Annotated in this window: 14 protein-coding genes and 1 tRNA gene; 6 read left to right on the forward strand and 9 right to left on the reverse strand. The window is 48.7% G+C overall.

Annotation, left to right across the window (positions count from 1 at the left end; translation table 11 throughout):
• The first annotated feature begins 19 nt into the window (after nt 1-19).
• Nucleotides 20-454: a hypothetical protein gene (locus IM638_17010; GenBank protein ID MCA6364738.1), complete on the forward strand. Its 435-nt coding sequence runs from the start codon at nt 20-22 to the stop codon at nt 452-454.
• Here the strand turns inward: IM638_17010 and IM638_17015 are convergent.
• The 5 genes from IM638_17015 to IM638_17035 all read right to left on the reverse strand — a co-directional run bounded on the left by IM638_17015 (nt 451) and on the right by IM638_17035 (nt 8,329).
• Nucleotides 451-1,773, reverse strand: coding sequence for a carboxypeptidase-like regulatory domain-containing protein (locus IM638_17015; GenBank protein ID MCA6364739.1), 1,323 nt, complete (start codon nt 1,771-1,773; stop codon nt 451-453). The two genes, IM638_17010 and IM638_17015, sit on opposite strands and share 4 nt — an antisense overlap.
• A 17-nt stretch (nt 1,774-1,790) precedes the next feature.
• A complete protein-coding gene (locus tag IM638_17020; protein ID MCA6364740.1) occupies nt 1,791-3,398 on the reverse strand; it encodes a nodulation protein NfeD in 1,608 nt (535 codons plus the stop codon).
• A gap of 168 nt (nt 3,399-3,566) precedes the next feature.
• Nucleotides 3,567-4,919, reverse strand: coding sequence for an ABC transporter permease (locus IM638_17025; GenBank protein ID MCA6364741.1), 1,353 nt, complete (start codon nt 4,917-4,919; stop codon nt 3,567-3,569).
• Nucleotides 4,919-6,424, reverse strand: coding sequence for an ABC transporter permease (locus IM638_17030; protein MCA6364742.1), 1,506 nt, complete (start codon nt 6,422-6,424; stop codon nt 4,919-4,921). The genes IM638_17025 and IM638_17030 overlap by 1 nt, the downstream gene beginning before the upstream one ends.
• A 9-nt stretch (nt 6,425-6,433) precedes the next feature.
• A complete protein-coding gene (locus tag IM638_17035) occupies nt 6,434-8,329 on the reverse strand; it encodes a hypothetical protein (protein MCA6364743.1) in 1,896 nt (631 codons plus the stop codon).
• Nucleotides 8,330-8,495: 166 nt separating this feature from the next.
• On the opposite strand from IM638_17035, the gene IM638_17040 reads away from it, so the two are divergent.
• Nucleotides 8,496-8,582 (forward strand) — tRNA-Ser (locus IM638_17040).
• A 241-nt stretch (nt 8,583-8,823) separates the two neighbouring features.
• On the forward strand, nt 8,824-8,973 hold the full coding sequence (locus tag IM638_17045) for a GIY-YIG nuclease family protein (GenBank protein ID MCA6364744.1): 150 nt from the start codon (nt 8,824-8,826) through the stop codon (nt 8,971-8,973).
• A 47-nt stretch (nt 8,974-9,020) separates the two neighbouring features.
• Here IM638_17045 and IM638_17050 read toward each other — a convergent pair whose 3' ends face one another.
• On the reverse strand, nt 9,021-9,926 hold the full coding sequence (locus IM638_17050) for a hypothetical protein (GenBank protein MCA6364745.1): 906 nt from the start codon (nt 9,924-9,926) through the stop codon (nt 9,021-9,023).
• 152 nt (nt 9,927-10,078) lie between these two features.
• Here IM638_17050 and IM638_17055 point away from each other — a divergent pair, with 152 nt between their 5' ends.
• From IM638_17055 to IM638_17065, 3 genes are read left to right on the forward strand one after another with little or no spacing between them, the layout of a single operon-like run.
• The gene (locus tag IM638_17055) at nt 10,079-10,903 is read left to right on the forward strand and encodes a hypothetical protein (protein ID MCA6364746.1); all 825 of its coding nucleotides are present in this window, start codon (nt 10,079-10,081) and stop codon (nt 10,901-10,903) included.
• A gap of 53 nt (nt 10,904-10,956) precedes the next feature.
• Nucleotides 10,957-12,000, forward strand: a complete 1,044-nt coding sequence (locus IM638_17060; GenBank protein ID MCA6364747.1) for a cytochrome-c peroxidase — start codon at nt 10,957-10,959, stop codon at nt 11,998-12,000.
• Between the two features lie 3 nt (nt 12,001-12,003).
• A complete protein-coding gene (locus tag IM638_17065; GenBank protein MCA6364748.1) occupies nt 12,004-12,405 on the forward strand; it encodes a hypothetical protein in 402 nt (133 codons plus the stop codon).
• A gap of 448 nt (nt 12,406-12,853) precedes the next feature.
• On the opposite strand, the gene IM638_17070 is transcribed toward IM638_17065, so the two are convergent.
• Genes IM638_17070 through IM638_17080 form a run of 3 tightly spaced genes read right to left on the reverse strand, consistent with a single transcriptional unit; the run spans nt 12,854 to nt 15,097 of the window.
• Nucleotides 12,854-13,843, reverse strand: a complete 990-nt coding sequence (locus tag IM638_17070) for a YihY/virulence factor BrkB family protein (GenBank protein MCA6364749.1) — start codon at nt 13,841-13,843, stop codon at nt 12,854-12,856.
• On the reverse strand, nt 13,840-14,721 hold the full coding sequence (nadC, locus tag IM638_17075) for a carboxylating nicotinate-nucleotide diphosphorylase (protein ID MCA6364750.1): 882 nt from the start codon (nt 14,719-14,721) through the stop codon (nt 13,840-13,842). The genes IM638_17070 and nadC overlap by 4 nt, the downstream gene beginning before the upstream one ends.
• Nucleotides 14,714-15,097 carry a DUF4783 domain-containing protein gene (locus tag IM638_17080; protein ID MCA6364751.1) on the reverse strand — a complete coding sequence of 128 codons (384 nt, stop codon included), beginning with the start codon at nt 15,095-15,097 and terminating at the stop codon, nt 14,714-14,716. Before IM638_17080 ends, nadC begins: the two co-directional genes overlap by 8 nt.
• Nucleotides 15,098-15,214: the final 117 nt, after the last annotated feature.

The raw sequence follows: 15,214 nt of genomic DNA on the forward strand, positions 1-15,214 counted from the left end.
GGGGAGAAAATCAACTCCTATGCGAATATTAATTTACGGCCTAACCAGCCTGTTGCTTATTGCATGCAATAACCGACCTTCTAATCCATCCAATAATTTTCCTTTTGTAAATGAACAGCCCACTTATGAGCAAAAAGTGAGGACTGTGGAAGAAGAAGAAAAAGCCAACCCGTTACGGTTTGTTAGTGTGGATGTAAAATATAATTCTAATTTCTGGGGGGATAAGGTGAAACTGGATGGCGAAATTACTAATACAGCTACCGTTGCTAATTTTAAGGATGTAATTGTGAAAATAACGTTTTACACCAAAACTCGCACAAGAATTAGATCAGAAAAAATTACGATTTATGAATTTGTAAATGCTGGCAGACGAATAACTTTTTTTAAAAAGATTAGTGCACCTTCAAACTACAGTACAATTACTGCTGAAATAATTTCTGCCACGCCCTACTAATCCAGCCGCATCCGGTAAAGCAACCGGTTCTGTTCTGCTTTTCGGTCAATATATAAAAAGTAGGCAAAGCCGTCGCGGATGATCATTTTGGTAATGAAAGGCATTTGCGGAATCTCGGTACGTTGCTCAATAGTGAAGTTCACGGAATTTAGCAGCAGCAACGTGGTAATTCCCTTGCTCACTGCTGAAGTATAAATTCGTCCGCTCACTTCATCGCGCCAGATTTTCCCGCTCCAGCCGGGTATTTGTGTAAGCGAAAGCAGGGCACTGTCTTTTGCCTCCCCGTTTGCGGCAAACTGTACGGCCAAATTATCTGCCGGTCTGAAAATCCATACCGCACTGTCGCTTACCAGCATTGGCGCATTGAGCGGACGCAGATAAGTAAGGTCCTGTGCATCGGGAATAATTTCACTGCGGAGTAAATCAATATTGTTTTTTATTTCACGTACCGGGTAGAGGTAGGCTTCGCCTTTCCGGCGTTTCATCAGAAAGTAGCGTATATCATATTTTTCACAGAAATAACTTATTGTAGCAGTATCGGATGTATAATAAAATGCCTGTGTGCTTCCGTTTTCTGAAAGGTAGTAGCTGCAACGTAACTGATGAAAACTGTAATATTGAAGATAAAGTTTCCCATTGTGAAATAACTTGCACGGATAAAGGGTGCGTTCCACTTCGTGGCGGGTATTGGGATAGATAAGCCGTAGTTTTTCGTAATCGTAAAAAATCTGCCAGGCACTGTCTTTGCCCAGCAAGTGGACATTTCCCAAACAATCGCGGTAAAGTTCCTGGGCCTGTTGGGTAAGCGCAAGGGTGCTGATTACTTTTCCGTTTGTTTCACTGAGGATTAGTTTTGACGGGAAGCTACCTGTTCCGTGTGCAAGCAGCAGCAGGTAGTTATCGTAAAACTCCACATCAGCGGCCATGAGTGCCGAATCCTGCTGGATACATTTTATCGCATTGGCTTCAATCACCACCTCGCCCAGCAGCTTTGTATTGGGTGCCAGCCGAAATGTGTGCAGCGTGTCGGGTTCCTGAAGTTGAAACTCAGCGGTGGTATAGCCGAGTGAGGTGACCACAAGTGTAACCGGGAACTGACTGCATCTGATTTTAAAACGGCCCTGAGCATTCGTGAGTGCTCCCTGTGTGGTGCCTTTGATAATTACACCTGCCCAGGGCACTGGTTCGCCGCTGTTTTTGTCAATTACAATTCCTCCCGCAAAAGTTTGGGCGGGCAACTGCAAAACAGATAGCAAAAGCAGTAAAAGCAGCATCCACCGTCGCATGTGATACAAGACGCGGCGGGCCTTAAATTGCATAAAACTCAAGAGAAAAATCAGGCTACTCGGCGCACTACCAGCTGTGCCACACCAATATTCACTACCTGCACGGCATCGCCCGATTCGATGTAGCCGGTTTCGGCAGTCGCATCATACATTTCGCCGTCAATCATTACTTTGCCTGCCGGACGAAGCAGTGTTTCGGCCACGCCGGTTTTGCCGGTGAGTGTGGCTGCCTGCGCTTTCATGCCGGTGCTTTCGTAGCCTTCGTCAGACTGCTGCTCATTGCGCAATACGATGCGGCTGAACAACTTTGTCCCAAACAACCGCTCGCCCAGCCATACAGAACCGAAAAGCGTGGTAAGCACCAGCATGAGTACAATGAGCGAAATTTTTGCAAAAGCTGCCCAGTCAGGAAGCGGAAAGGATGAACCGTCGGGCATGGTGCCGGTAAGTGCCAGCGAGAGGCCGGCTACCATAAGCACAATACCCGAAATGCCGGTAACGCCAAATCCGGGTATGGCTATAAGTTCAATTATCAGCAAAATGACCCCGGCAATGAACACCAGAATTTCCCAATGTTGCGCCAGTCCTTCGAGGTAGAGCGGCGCAAAGTACAGCACCGCAGCCGAAACAGCCACCACCAGCGGAAAACCTACGCCGGGCGTTTGCAGCTCAAACCAGATGCCGCCTATAATGAGTATGATAAGCAAACCGCTTACAAGAGGCAGCAGCAAAAAGTCGATAATCTTATCGAGCACGGTAGGCGTGTAGCTAACTACTTTGTAGCTGGAATAACCGGCGCGCTGAAGAATTGAAGAAAGTGTATTGCTCTCGGCTTCGCAATAGTTGTTTGCAATAGCTTCGGTGGTGGTAAAGCTGAGTACACGCCCCGAATCATTCACACCTGCAATGCGGATACGGGCATCGTTCATCGCTTCGGCTATACGCGGATCGCGGCCATTGGCTTCGGCGGTGGTGCGCAGTAAGGAGCGCATGTACGACTGATATTTCTCCGGCGCGGGTTTCCCGTTGGCATCCACCACCGTAGCTGCGCCCATGCTTGCGCCACGGCTCATGTAAATACTGTCGCAGGCAATGGAAATGAGCGCCCCGGCCGAAGCGGCGTTGCGGTCAACCCACACCATTACAGGCCGGTCGTAATCGAGAATATGCTGGCGGATATTGTCGGCGGCATCCATTGCCCCGCCAAAGGTGTTCATACGAATAAGCACGCAGGCGGCATTCATTTCGCGTGCCTGCCTGAACGCAGCCTGTGTTTGCCGCCACGAAGGAGCACCGATTTCGTCGTTAAGTTCAAATGTGTAAACCACTTTGGCCGGCTCGGCAGGCGTACCACCGCCACCATCGGCCCCGCCGCCCGATGGCGACATGTCGATATACTGAAAAGGAATCCCGAAAGGCAGAGCAATTTCTACCGAAGGCGTCACACCACCAACTCCGTCGCCAATTCCATCCCCAATACCCGGTGTCATATCCGAGCCGCCTCCCGAACCAGCACCATTGTCGGGCACTGCTTTGGCTACAATTTTTTCTGCATTGCCCGAAACGTCTTTCCCTTTGCGCTTTGTATTGGCCGAAAGCACTTCTGTGCCGATCACCAGAAGGAGCAAAATGAGCGAAAAACGGAATATCGTTTTCATGCAATCAGTTACTTAACACGAAGTTAAACAATTATCACTGATATTTGGTTCGGATGGATAAGCGGCGGGTTTGGATTGATAATCGGGAAATTTTGAGCGCAGTAAAGAAAAAGTGGAGCTTGATTCAATTGTTTAACCCGATATACCGCTGCAGGCAGAAAAAAATATCTACCGCTTCAGTTTCGGATCAAACGCATCGCGCAAGCCATCGCCGATCAGATTATACACAGTAACTGTAATAAAGATGGCAATGCCCGGAAACACCACCAGCCACCACGACTGATAATGTGCCTGCCCTTGTGAAAGCATTTTACCCCAGGTTACAATATCGGGCGGAATGCCGATGCCGAGGAAAGATAAACTGCTTTCGGCAATAATGGCCGAGGCAATGCCAAACGCTATAGACACCAGCGAGGGTGCCATACCGTTAATAAGTGCATGACGCAGCATGATACGGCCTTCCTTAAATCCCATTGCTTCGGCGGCTTTGATATAATCCATGTTGCGGATTTTCAAAAATTCGGCGCGTGTAAAACGTGCAATGCCTGTCCACGAAGTGAGGCCAATAATGACAAGCACATAAATAATAGAAGGTTCTTTGGCAAGTGCCGAAACCGAGAGAATGAGTATGAGCGTAGGTGTGGAGTTAAGTATTTCAATGAAGCGTGAGATATACGCATCAACCGGTACATTCACAATTTTGCCAAAGAATGCGCCACGTCCCAGCCATTTCCCCAGGTAATTAAAGGCCATAATTACACCAGCAAACAGCACTAAGCTCAGCACCAGCTGCACCAGAAAGCTGCTGCCTGATTCGTTGAGCGCATCGCGCAGGGCAAAACTGCGTACACTGAACGCATAGAACCAGGCCGGAAATACGCCAAACACCGTAAGCCACAGGCGTGCGCGTGTGGTGCGCAAACGTTCGTTGCCGAAGTAGCCGGCCAGCGAACCCAGCAAAAGCCCCAGCAGCGCCGCAATACTCATCGAAAGAAGTCCGATGGTAAGCGACACCCGTGCACCGTGAATCAGTCCGGCGGCCACATCTTCCCCCAGCGAGTTGGTGCCGAGAAAATGCTTGAAACGGCCCGGCATAAACAGCGTATCGCCTTTGGCATCAATAAAACGCTGCGGATCGCCCGGCCCTACGTAACGCATGTTGGCCTCGTCTGTACGGCCCGGCGACCACACAATGGGCGCCCAAACCACCGACTCCATGTCCATACGTTTCCAGTCGGCCAGCTCCAGTTCGAGTGAACTGGTCTGGCCGGTTTTCGGGTCGGTAACCGTATAGTTTTTGGCGCTTGTGAAGGCCGGCCAGAACGTTTCACCGCCATATTTCATATAAAGCGGTTTTTCGTTGGCCAGCACGGGGGCCAGCAGGGCAATCACAACCAGCAGAATCATAACCCGCAGCGACCACAACGCAGGTTTGTTTTTGCGAAACTGCTGCCACGCGTGTGTGCGGAAATTGAATTCCTGCTCGGTTGGGGAGGTATCGGGTTTCTTTCTGCGCAGCATTATTTTGATGAATAAGTGATGCGCGGATCAACCACGGCGTATAAAATATCAGCCACCAGATAGCCTACCAATGTCATAAAGCCCGAAAGTGTAAACACGCTTACAATCATTGGATAATCCTGTGTGCGTATGGCGTCAAAAATTTCGCGGCCCATGCCGGGTATGCCAAACAACACCTCAAGTACCACTGAGCCGCCAATGGCAGCGGGGAAGATGTTTGAAAATACCGTTACAATAGGCAGCAGCGCATTGCGCACACCATGTTTCCAGATTACAGCGCGTTCGGAAAGTCCTTTGGCGCGTGCGGTACGGATGAAATCCTGATGCACAATTTCTAACGTTGATACCCGCATTTGCCGGCTCAGGAAGGCCAGTGAACTATAGGTATAAGTAATAAGCGGGAGGATGAGATAGGGCAGTGAGATGCGGAATTTTTCGAAAAAGCCGGCGCCTTCAGGATAGCCTTCTACTGGTTTTACGCCGTTGGCCGGAAACAAATCAAACATTTCGGGATTGGCAAACAGCAGCAGTAGCAACGTGCCCATAAAGAAGGAGGGCATGGAGTACAGCATAAACAGCAACACCGATGAAAACCGGTCGAACAGTGAATCTTTATGCGCTGCAGCATACACGCCCACCGGAATACTGATGAGGTAGGCAAGAATAACCGAAAGCAGCGTCATAAGCACCGACCACGGCACCGCACGTTTGATGGTGCGTGTAACAGATTGTTTGGTGCCATAGGAAATACCAAAATCGCCGCGAATGATGCCTTCGGTATCCACAGCACCTTTGCCGGTGAGCCAGTGCCCGTCGCCAAAAATCCAGCGGTGATACTGGTTGTTGCCATAGAAATTGAGCGTAGGCACATAGGTTTTCCAAACGGTGGTGTTGCCGCGCATACGTTCAAAAGCGGTGGCCGATTCGCCAAGACTGTTTCGGAATGCGGTGGTCCAGAAGCCGCCGGCGGTAAGTTTTTTCAACTCATCAAGCCGCGAACTGATTTGCACCGGATCGTCGGAAAACTGAAGTGAGGCAATTATTTCTTCGCAGGTATTGCGTTGCGTGAGTGCATTTTCTGCCTCGGTCAGGCTCACTGTGGAGGTATCGGGCAATGGCACGGCGCGCACTGCTTTACGCAGGGCCTTTACACTTTTCGACCAGACCGAAATCTCGTTCCAGTTGCCGTAGCGGTTTATCAGCCGGTCGAGCGAGGCATACTCCGCGCGGTCGAACACTTTATAAAGTGTATCGGGCGAGGCAAGGCTGCTGACAGTGACATAAAACAAGGGCAGATCCAGACCGAGGCGATGCCTGAGCGCGGCTTTCTCGCGTTCTACACGTTCGTTCTGTCCGTTGTTGTTGTTGCCTCCGCCTTCACTGCCGGAGAACAACGCATTCACCGGATCACCGGGTGCATTCACGCTTATCACAAACGCAAGCAGCGATATGATGAAAAGCGTGGGAATAAAGACAAGAATGCGTCGAAAAATGTACTTCAGCATCTGCTTGAATTACTGGCCGGTAGTGGCAGCAGTGCCGCTTCCGTTATTCAGCTTGAGGTTACTCAGCCAGATGCCCGGCTTTTCGTAATACATATCGTTGTTGTCGAAGCGGCGGTGAATTACCACTTTGGCCACGTTCGAGAACAGGAATACATAAGGCTGCTCATCGTACACTATTTCCTGAAGACGTTTCTCAAGCACAATACGCGCCGAGTCGTTGGTGGTGGAGCGGATCTGGTCAATGAGTTTGTCTGACTCCGGTGTACCGAAACCAACAAAGTTTGAGCCTTTGTTGTTCCATGATTCGCTGTGCCAGATCTGCTTGTAATCGTCGCGGTAAAACGACCCGTTCCAGGCAGCAAGCGCCATATCAAAATCGTGTTGCTCCATGAGTTCGTAGAAACGGGCAAACTCCTGCGGACGTGGGTTAAGTTCTACTCCGGCTTTACGCACATCATCACCAATCATTTTTACCACATCGTTAAAAATGGGACTGCCGGTCATGTACATGAGTTCAAAAGAGAATTTCACTTTCTGACCATCCACCATTTTATCACGGATGTTGTCGCCGTCGGTATCTTTCCATCCGGCTTCATCGAGCAGTTTTTTAGCCTCCTCAATGTTCTGGTCAACCGGCTTAAGCTCTTTATTCACCACTTCTTTCTTCAGCGGAGATACCATGGTGGTCATGCGGTTGGCCTTACCTTCAAAAAACGTGTTGTTGATTTTCTCAACCGGAATCAGTTTGGCCATGGCCTGACGAACCTTTTTATCTACAAAGTACGGCTTGCGGTTTACCGATTTGGGCTTCATGTTCATACCCAGGTACTGATAGTTGTAATTGGGCATAAATTCAGAGGCGTAGTTGCGGTTGAAATCGTCTTTTTTGCGGAGTTCAACAAGTCCGGTAGTGCTTACCCAGTATGAGGCATCAATTTCCTGCTTCTGGAAGGCAAGACCTACAGCCGTTTCATCGGCAATAATCTGGAAAATGATTTTTTCGGGATAAGCACGTTCATACATCGTGGGCGATGTAAGTTTTGAGGTCCAGTGATTGGGCTTGCGGGTAAGTTCAATCATCTGCTTGTCTTGCCACACAGTTACCTTATAGGGGCCAAGACCGTTGAGGAAGTTGATATCGCGGCCGTATTTATTGTCGTTGAATTCCTTCGCCCAGGCTTCGAGGTCAGCATGTGGTGTTTTGCTGAAATCAGGGCTGATCAGGTCGGCAATGGAATATTTTGCAAACAGGTTTCCCTTATCGTGAAAACTGCGCTGCATAATTGCCATATCAGAGAATACAGCTACGTTCTGAATGTATTTCTGCGACATGGTAATGGTAAATTTCCGGTTGTTGGCCGGATCTATTTGCATATCGCGGATATATTCAAAGTAAGGTTTGGCAAAGCCGTTGTTGGTGTACTGGCAAAGCGAGGCTTTGAGCGTAAACAGCACATCTTCAGCGGTAAGCTTTTCGCCATTGTCCCAGATCGGCTCTTCGCGCAATTCATACGTATATTGCAACTCATCGGCCGAGGCTGAGGGGAGTTGTTTTATCAGATCAGGCCGCAGGTCGAGCCGCTCAAGATCGGTGCCAATGAGAAACCGCTGGGTATAATCAATAATAGTACGGCGCGCACCTGATTTTCCGTTTGTGGGATGAAGGTTGTCCGGCTCGCCGCGCCAGTGATACACCACCGTATTTTGTGTGGACCAGTCCTTCTGCCACATGGTAGGGTCGTGGTGAATATAGGTTACACCGGCCAGCGCGGTATTGTCGTCCTTTTTACTGTCGTCCTTAAACTTCCCTTCCGGCGAATCGCCACAGGCTGTAAGCCCCGCACAGGCTGCAAATGCCAGGAAGGAAAGCGGAGTGAATATTTTTTTCGACTGAATGAGCAGCATTTTTTGAAGGTTTTGTATGAATGCAGAAGTTTAATTGCAGGTTCGATTGCAAATATAACTTCCACAACCTTTACCAACTGATTTTTGCAATAAAAAACGCATTCGAAAATATCATTTTCCGTTAGCAGTTATCAAAAAAACTTTTTTATCTTTGCACCTCCTAAACGGTGAGGTGCCTGAGAGGCCGAAAGGACATGTTTGCTAAACATGCGTACGGGTAACCGTACCGAGGGTTCGAATCCCTCCCTCACCGCACAAAAGGACTGGCCTGATAAAAAAGGTTCAGTCCTTTTTCATTTAGAAGAAAATTGCCCGATAGACCGGCGATTTCAGCGATTACAGAATTTATTTTTGGAGTTCGGGACGCCACATTTTACGATCATAAACAACCCCTTCAGGAAAGACCATTTTTTGCAATTTTTCCTAACAGTTACTTTAAAGTTTATGCTTTGAAGCCTCCCCCCCCCAAACCGCTACGCCAAAACTAATATTATGTGTACATTATCCGCAGCCTGAAAGACAATAGTTATTACAAAGGCTTTACGGAAGATTATGAACGTCGTTTAGTGTTTCATAACGAGGGGCGTTCAATTTACACTTCGCGCAAATTACCGTGGGGCAAGGGTTTGGTTTCATTCGCTTAAACAACGTTGGAACTAACCAAACTACGGCACATTTTAATACTTACTCATTATTTTTCTGTACGCACAAAACATTTTACCATTGCGGTATTCACGGTAAATGTAAAAGGTAATTCACCTTTAATTTCACCGTCGATATTGGTGAAGCCGTTTCCGGATATTGATTTTACATCCAGCGACGAGGCTTGCACATACTCCAGCACATCGGCATCAATATGCTGTCCTTTGAAAATTTTCGGAAAAAGCAGGAGCAGTTTCCAGAACGGACACGCTTTTACAAGAATGACATCAAATTTTCCATCGTTCAGCACGGCTTTTGGGGCCATCATCATGCCTTTACCGGTGTAGCGGGTGTTGCAGGCCAGAATAAAGGAGTAACGGCCTTCACGTATAACGCCGTCGGTGGTGATTTTATAGTGCTGTACCGGATTGGCAAAAAGTTTAATTACGGAGGCTACAGTATATCGGCTTCCGCCCAGAAAGCGCATTTTCTCAGCCAGTGCATTGATTTCGGCTACAAGTCCGCAGCCAAGTATATTGAATGACCACAGCTTTCTGTTCGTATAATTTACCTCGGCCAGATCAATGCTGGAAATGCTTTGATCGAAAATGCAGCGCAGTGTTTCATCCACTGTGGCACAGCCAATGTCGAAATTAAACGCATTGCCGGTGCCGCAGGGAAATAATGCAACCGGAACCGGCAGAATCGGGTGGAAATTTAAAGCGGCATTAATAAATTCATGCATGCTGCCATCGCCGCCAATGATGCCAACAAAGGCATAGGTGGTTAAATCTTTTGATTTTATAAGCTGGTTTAGTTCGCTGATGGTTCTGCTCGTGTATGTTTGGCATGAATAGCCTTGCTTTGCAAGCTTTTCAGACACATATACAGCTGTTTGAGCTCCTTTTTTATTCCCCGAAAACGGATTTACGAGCAGAAGTACAGATTGAGACATCTGCTAAATATCGGTTAATTTAGGTTCAACCGATGGGGGATGTCCGGAAAATCAAAAACTGATTGTGATCAGAATTAATTTCCGTTAGTGAATCTTCAACTAAGGATTTGCTTATCTTTACTATGCTCAACAACTTACTAAAAATCAAAAAGATGAAAGCACCGTTTATTTTAGCACTTGCCTTTTCAATAGCAGTGGGTTTCACAGCCTGTAAAAAAGATACTGTTCCCGATCCGGATAATACCACGAACAACGGTGGTGGCAATAATAATAACAACAACAATAATAGTCCGGTGGGCCCCAATACCGTGCGCATCAGCATGAAGCACATGGTGGGTGCCGATTCAATGATTCTTGGCAATTCGCCGCTGCGCTATCAGAATGCAGCCGGTGATTCCTTTTCCATCCGCATGTACAAATATTATATCAGCAACATCAAGCTCACCGACAACAACGGAAACGTATGGGCCGAGCCTAACAGCTACCATTTTGTAGATGCGGCTGTAGCTTCCTCACACACTTTTGATCTTGCCAACGTACCTACAGGCACGTATGTAAGCATGACGTTTTTGATTGGTGTGGACAGTGCGCGCAATGTGTCGGGATCGCAAACCGGGGCACTTGATCCGGCCAACGGTATGTTCTGGACCTGGAGCTCGGGTTACATTATGGCTAAGCTCGAAGGTAAAGCACCAAATTCACCTGCTGCCGGCGATAACATTGTGTTTCATATCGGCGGCTTTTCCGGCGCCAACAGCGGTTTGCGCTGGGCTACACCCACATTTGGAGCCGCTCAGGCTGTGGTTACGGGCACTTCCGGCGCACAGATTAACATGAAGAGTGATGCGCTCCGGTGGTTTGCCGGCAGCTCTACCATTAACTTTGCTACCGTAAATAACATTATGAATCCCGGTGCAAACTCGGTGGCTATTGCCAACAATTACTCCAGCATGTTTTCAGTACTTAGCATTCAGTAATTCAGTTTGCCTTTACCGGCAATAGAATAATCGCTATGCAATTGCTCAAACGCATTCGTCCGCTTCATTTTGTAGCAGTTTCACTTCCGCTGCTGGCCGTTTTTGTGCACAGTTGCTCAAAAGATCCGCAACTGGCTGCCGAGGTGGATGATAACATCCGCTTTGTGGTTCCGCCCGGATTTCCGCAGCCGGCTTACGATTTCTCAAACAACCCGGTTTCCAAAGCACGCTTTGAACTTGGCCGGAAATTGTTTTACGATCCGGCGCTCTCCCGCGATAACTCAATTTCCTGCGGTAGCTGCCACCAGCAATTTGCCGCTTTCGCGCATTTTGAGCATGATTTCAGTCATGGTATCGACGGACTGCTGGGTACGCGCAATTCACCGGGGCTTTTCAACCTGGTTTGGCATACCACATTTATGCACGATGGCGGTATCAACCACATCGAGTCGCAGCCCATTGCGCCAATTACCAACCCGGTTGAAATGGACGAAACCATTGCCAACGTGCTTCAAAAGCTGCAGGCGCGCCCCGTGTACCGCAGCATGTTTGCCGAAGCCTTTGGCAGCGACAGCATCACCACCCAGCGTATGTCGCAGGCCATTGTGCAGTTTATGGGGCTTATGATTTCGGCCGATTCGAAATACGATCGTTACCGCGCAGGCACGGCTACATTTACGCCACAGGAAACTGCCGGTCTGGCCACATTCCGCAGCAAATGTGCGTCCTGCCATACCGAGCCGCTCTTTATGGACAATGGTTTCCACAACAACGGCCTCGCCATTGATCCCGTACTTAACGACAGCGGCCGCGCGCACATTACCGGCCTGCCGGCTGATATGTACACCTTTAAAACGCCCTCGCTGCGAAACGTTTCGCTCACTTTCCCTTACATGCACGATGGCCGTTTCAGTACACTGCAGGAATGTCTCGATCATTACACTTCGGGCGTAGTAAACAGCCCTACGCTCGATCCGCTTATCGGGCCTTCCGGTATTCCGCTCACCGCACAGGAAAAGGCAGATCTGCTCGCTTTCCTCGCTACACTTACCGATAACACGTTTATTGCCGATCCGAAGTTCAAAGAAGGTCAATAAACCATGCGGCGCCTCATCTGCTACATATTACCATTGCTTATGTGGGGCTCCTGCGCGAAAGAAACCGACATATTGCCCCCGGGCGATGTAACGTTGCAGATAGCTGTAAAACACCACAACATTCCGATTCCGAATGCAGTAGTGTTTCGCAAAAACGGCACATTTATCTTTCCCGGACGCGATACAAGCCTTTACGATACACGCTACGTAACCGATGCACAGGGAAAACTTACCCTTGCTAATATTGGCAACGGACAGCGTGATATGGTGCTCTATGTGACCGGCATTGATCCGAACTGGGATTCTACCCAAACCACGCCCGTATGGGGTTATCAATTATTGAATTTATACACACGCCCCGGTTTTGATTCGCTGGTGAATGTGCTTGTGCCTGTGAGTGAGTAGGAGGCCGGATGAAATTTTTCATTTATTTCATCACCCTGCTGTTCATTTTTGAATCCTGTGGCGATTATGGACGAATGCCCGGGCCTGAGCGGATTGAGAAGAACTGTAAGATAAATCTGCCTCCTGATTATATCGTGCTTATTGATGAATATCAGGGTGGAATAACTGATTATTCGGTAAAGTGCAATATCAAGTTTTCACAGCACGCCTGTCGTCAGTTTACAGCCCTTATTCAGTCATCTCAAAATTATAATGCACAGGCTTTTGACTCGGTATATTGGTGTGAAAACTGCCGGTTAACTAACGGATATAATCAGGGAGTCTGGTATCGAACGCACGATGGATACCGGTACTTTCTGGAAAAAAGTATGAATGAAGATTGCAGAGGATATCTGGATACGATACAACACATTTTCTTTTATGAAGAAGAGTTAAGATAAAGTCAGTGTTAATGCTTCATCACTTCTTCGCCATCTTCCTCTTCCTGTTCGCGCAAATGTTTGGCTTCTTCCACTTCCAGCAGCGATTTACGTTTGAAACGCGCTTCGGAAATTCCTGCATCAAGCTCAAACCCTACAAGCAGCATCATTGAATTATAGAAGATAAACAGCAGAAACACAATAATGGAGCCGATGGAACCATAAAGCGCATTGTAGCGGCCGAAATTGTCGATAAACCAGCCAAAAAGTACGGAGGTGGTAATGATAAGCACGGTGGCTAAAATGGTTCCGGGACTTACCAGATGCTTGTGCATGCGCTGTGAAGGGCCGTAGCGGTAGTAAGTGCCGATTACGCCGATGAAAAACAGACCGATCATAAACCAGCGTCCGAAAATAATGAGGTTGCGGATGAGTGTGTCTTGTGCAACAAATTTTTTGAGCAGGATTTCACTGCCCACAATAAGGCTTACTACCGCTACAATGAGTCCGGTTAAAATAAGCACAAGCGCCAGTGCAATAAGTTGCTGTTTCCATGCCGGGCGGCGCTGGCGGATGTGAATGCTTCGATTAAAAGCGCCCATCATGGCCGTCATGCCACCTGTAGAGAAGTAGAGGGCGGCTACAAAACCAAACGAAAGCAGGCCGGAGTTTTGCCGGTGGATAATGCCTTCGATGGTGTCGTGCATGGCTTTGAATGAATTTTCGGGAAGCAGTTGCTGGATGAGTTCGAAAAGCCTGTCCTGAAAATTTTCTATCGGGATGTAGGGGATGAGTGTAAAAAGGAAAATGATGGATGGAAAAATGGCCAGAAAGAAATGGTAGGCCATGGAAGCCGCACGCGTTTTAAGTCCGCCGCGGTTAATTCCGCTGAAAAAAAACATAGACACCTCATAGAGCGAAAGTCCGTCGAAACCGGGCAGGCTCACGCGCTCGGCAAAGCGGTGAATGCTTTTGGCGATTGCCGTACGTCGGAGTTTGCGCACAATGGGGCGAATCATTTGCGTTCGGCTTTTAGGCTTAAATCGAGGCTGCGGTAGCTGTGTGTGAGTGCGCCTACGGAAATAAAGTCAACGCCGGTTTCGGCATAAGCACGGAGCGTATCAGCCGTAATGCCGCCCGAGGCTTCTGTTTCCACGGCTTTGTTCACTATTTCCACGCCCCGGCGCAAATCGTCAACGCCGAAATTATCGAGCATGATGCGCTGAATACCGCCGGCATCGAGCGCTTCGCGGAGTTCGTTGAAATTGCGCACTTCTACCTCAATGGCCAGCGGAAGCTGTTTTTCAGCGAGATATTGCTGCGCGGCCCGGATGGCTTTGGTAATTCCGCCGGCATAGTCCACATGATTATCCTTTATCATAATCATGTCGAACAGCCCGAAACGATGGTTGTGGCCGCCGCCAATGCGCACGGCCCATTTTTCGAAGTAGCGGAAATTGGGCGTGGTTTTGCGCGTATCGAGCAGGCGCACGGGCAAATCGCTTACAAGCCGGGCCAGTTGCCAGGTGGTGGTAGCGCAGCCGCTCATGCGTTGCATGGTGTTGAGTACCAGTCGCTCGGCGGTGAGAATGGAGCGTGCCGGACCGTCAACAGTAAAAGCGATATCGCCTTTTTTCACTTCCAAGCCATCAGCCAGCAGGCGGTGCATGGTAAGGCGGCTGTCAACCTGTTCAAAAATCAGTTCGGCCACATCCATTCCGGCCAGAATACCGTTGTCTTTTACGAGCAGGCGGGCGCTGTTTTGGGCGGCTTCAGGAATGGTAGAAAGCGAAGTATGATCGCCGCCGCGCACATCTTCGTGCAGGGCGGCGGCGATAAATTCCTTGATAAGCGAAAAGTCGGGTGTTTCGGGCCGGTAGCCGGTTGTATTAGCCATCAGAAGGTTCGATGCGGAGCTGAGTGACCGTCATTTTACCGCCTGCAAGCTTTATCAGGTAGTGTACACGGTATTTGCCGGCACCGGTTTCGAGTGTGCCGATGGCAAACTGCGAATCGTTTTTAAGGCCGCTTTTGTGTACAACCGTAAAGCCTTTTACCGGGTGTTTGGCAAAGAAATCTTTTAAAATAAGTTCTGCCTGCGCCTTGCTGTACACATTTTCCTGTTCCAGCACTTTCAGATCCACCTTATCGGCAAAGTAAACCGATACGCTGTGTGCATTTCCGCTTCGCAGGGCCGCCGCAATATCATCCACCACATCAGCCATTGCAAAGCCGGGAAGAAGCATCATTAAAATTGCCAGACAGGTTTTCATGTGTTTTACTGTTGTTTGATGAACAACTTGCAAGGATCAGGCCAAACCGGTAAAAACGTAAATTCGGGCGTGGCTCTGGTTTATTGCAACCAAAGATAAACATTGCCGGGTTTCGCG

The organism is Bacteroidota bacterium (assembly GCA_020402865.1).
Lineage (GTDB): Bacteria > Bacteroidota > Bacteroidia > Palsa-965 > Palsa-965.

What these genes read in the sequence shown, in the direction of transcription:
- IM638_17010 (MCA6364738.1), top strand. Translation starts at nt 20, where the DNA reads ATGCGAATATTAATTTACGGCCTAACCAGCCTGTTGCTTATTGCATGC.
- IM638_17015 (MCA6364739.1), bottom strand. Translation starts at nt 1,773, where the DNA reads ATGCAATTTAAGGCCCGCCGCGTCTTGTATCACATGCGACGGTGGATG.
- IM638_17020 (MCA6364740.1), bottom strand. Translation starts at nt 3,398, where the DNA reads ATGAAAACGATATTCCGTTTTTCGCTCATTTTGCTCCTTCTGGTGATC.
- IM638_17025 (MCA6364741.1), bottom strand. Translation starts at nt 4,919, where the DNA reads ATGCTGCGCAGAAAGAAACCCGATACCTCCCCAACCGAGCAGGAATTC.
- IM638_17030 (MCA6364742.1), bottom strand. Translation starts at nt 6,424, where the DNA reads ATGCTGAAGTACATTTTTCGACGCATTCTTGTCTTTATTCCCACGCTT.
- IM638_17035 (MCA6364743.1), bottom strand. Translation starts at nt 8,329, where the DNA reads ATGCTGCTCATTCAGTCGAAAAAAATATTCACTCCGCTTTCCTTCCTG.
- IM638_17050 (MCA6364745.1), bottom strand. Translation starts at nt 9,926, where the DNA reads ATGTCTCAATCTGTACTTCTGCTCGTAAATCCGTTTTCGGGGAATAAA.
- IM638_17055 (MCA6364746.1), top strand. Translation starts at nt 10,079, where the DNA reads ATGAAAGCACCGTTTATTTTAGCACTTGCCTTTTCAATAGCAGTGGGT.
- IM638_17065 (MCA6364748.1), top strand. Translation starts at nt 12,004, where the DNA reads ATGCGGCGCCTCATCTGCTACATATTACCATTGCTTATGTGGGGCTCC.
- IM638_17070 (MCA6364749.1), bottom strand. Translation starts at nt 13,843, where the DNA reads ATGATTCGCCCCATTGTGCGCAAACTCCGACGTACGGCAATCGCCAAA.
- nadC (MCA6364750.1), bottom strand. Translation starts at nt 14,721, where the DNA reads ATGGCTAATACAACCGGCTACCGGCCCGAAACACCCGACTTTTCGCTT.
- IM638_17080 (MCA6364751.1), bottom strand. Translation starts at nt 15,097, where the DNA reads ATGAAAACCTGTCTGGCAATTTTAATGATGCTTCTTCCCGGCTTTGCA.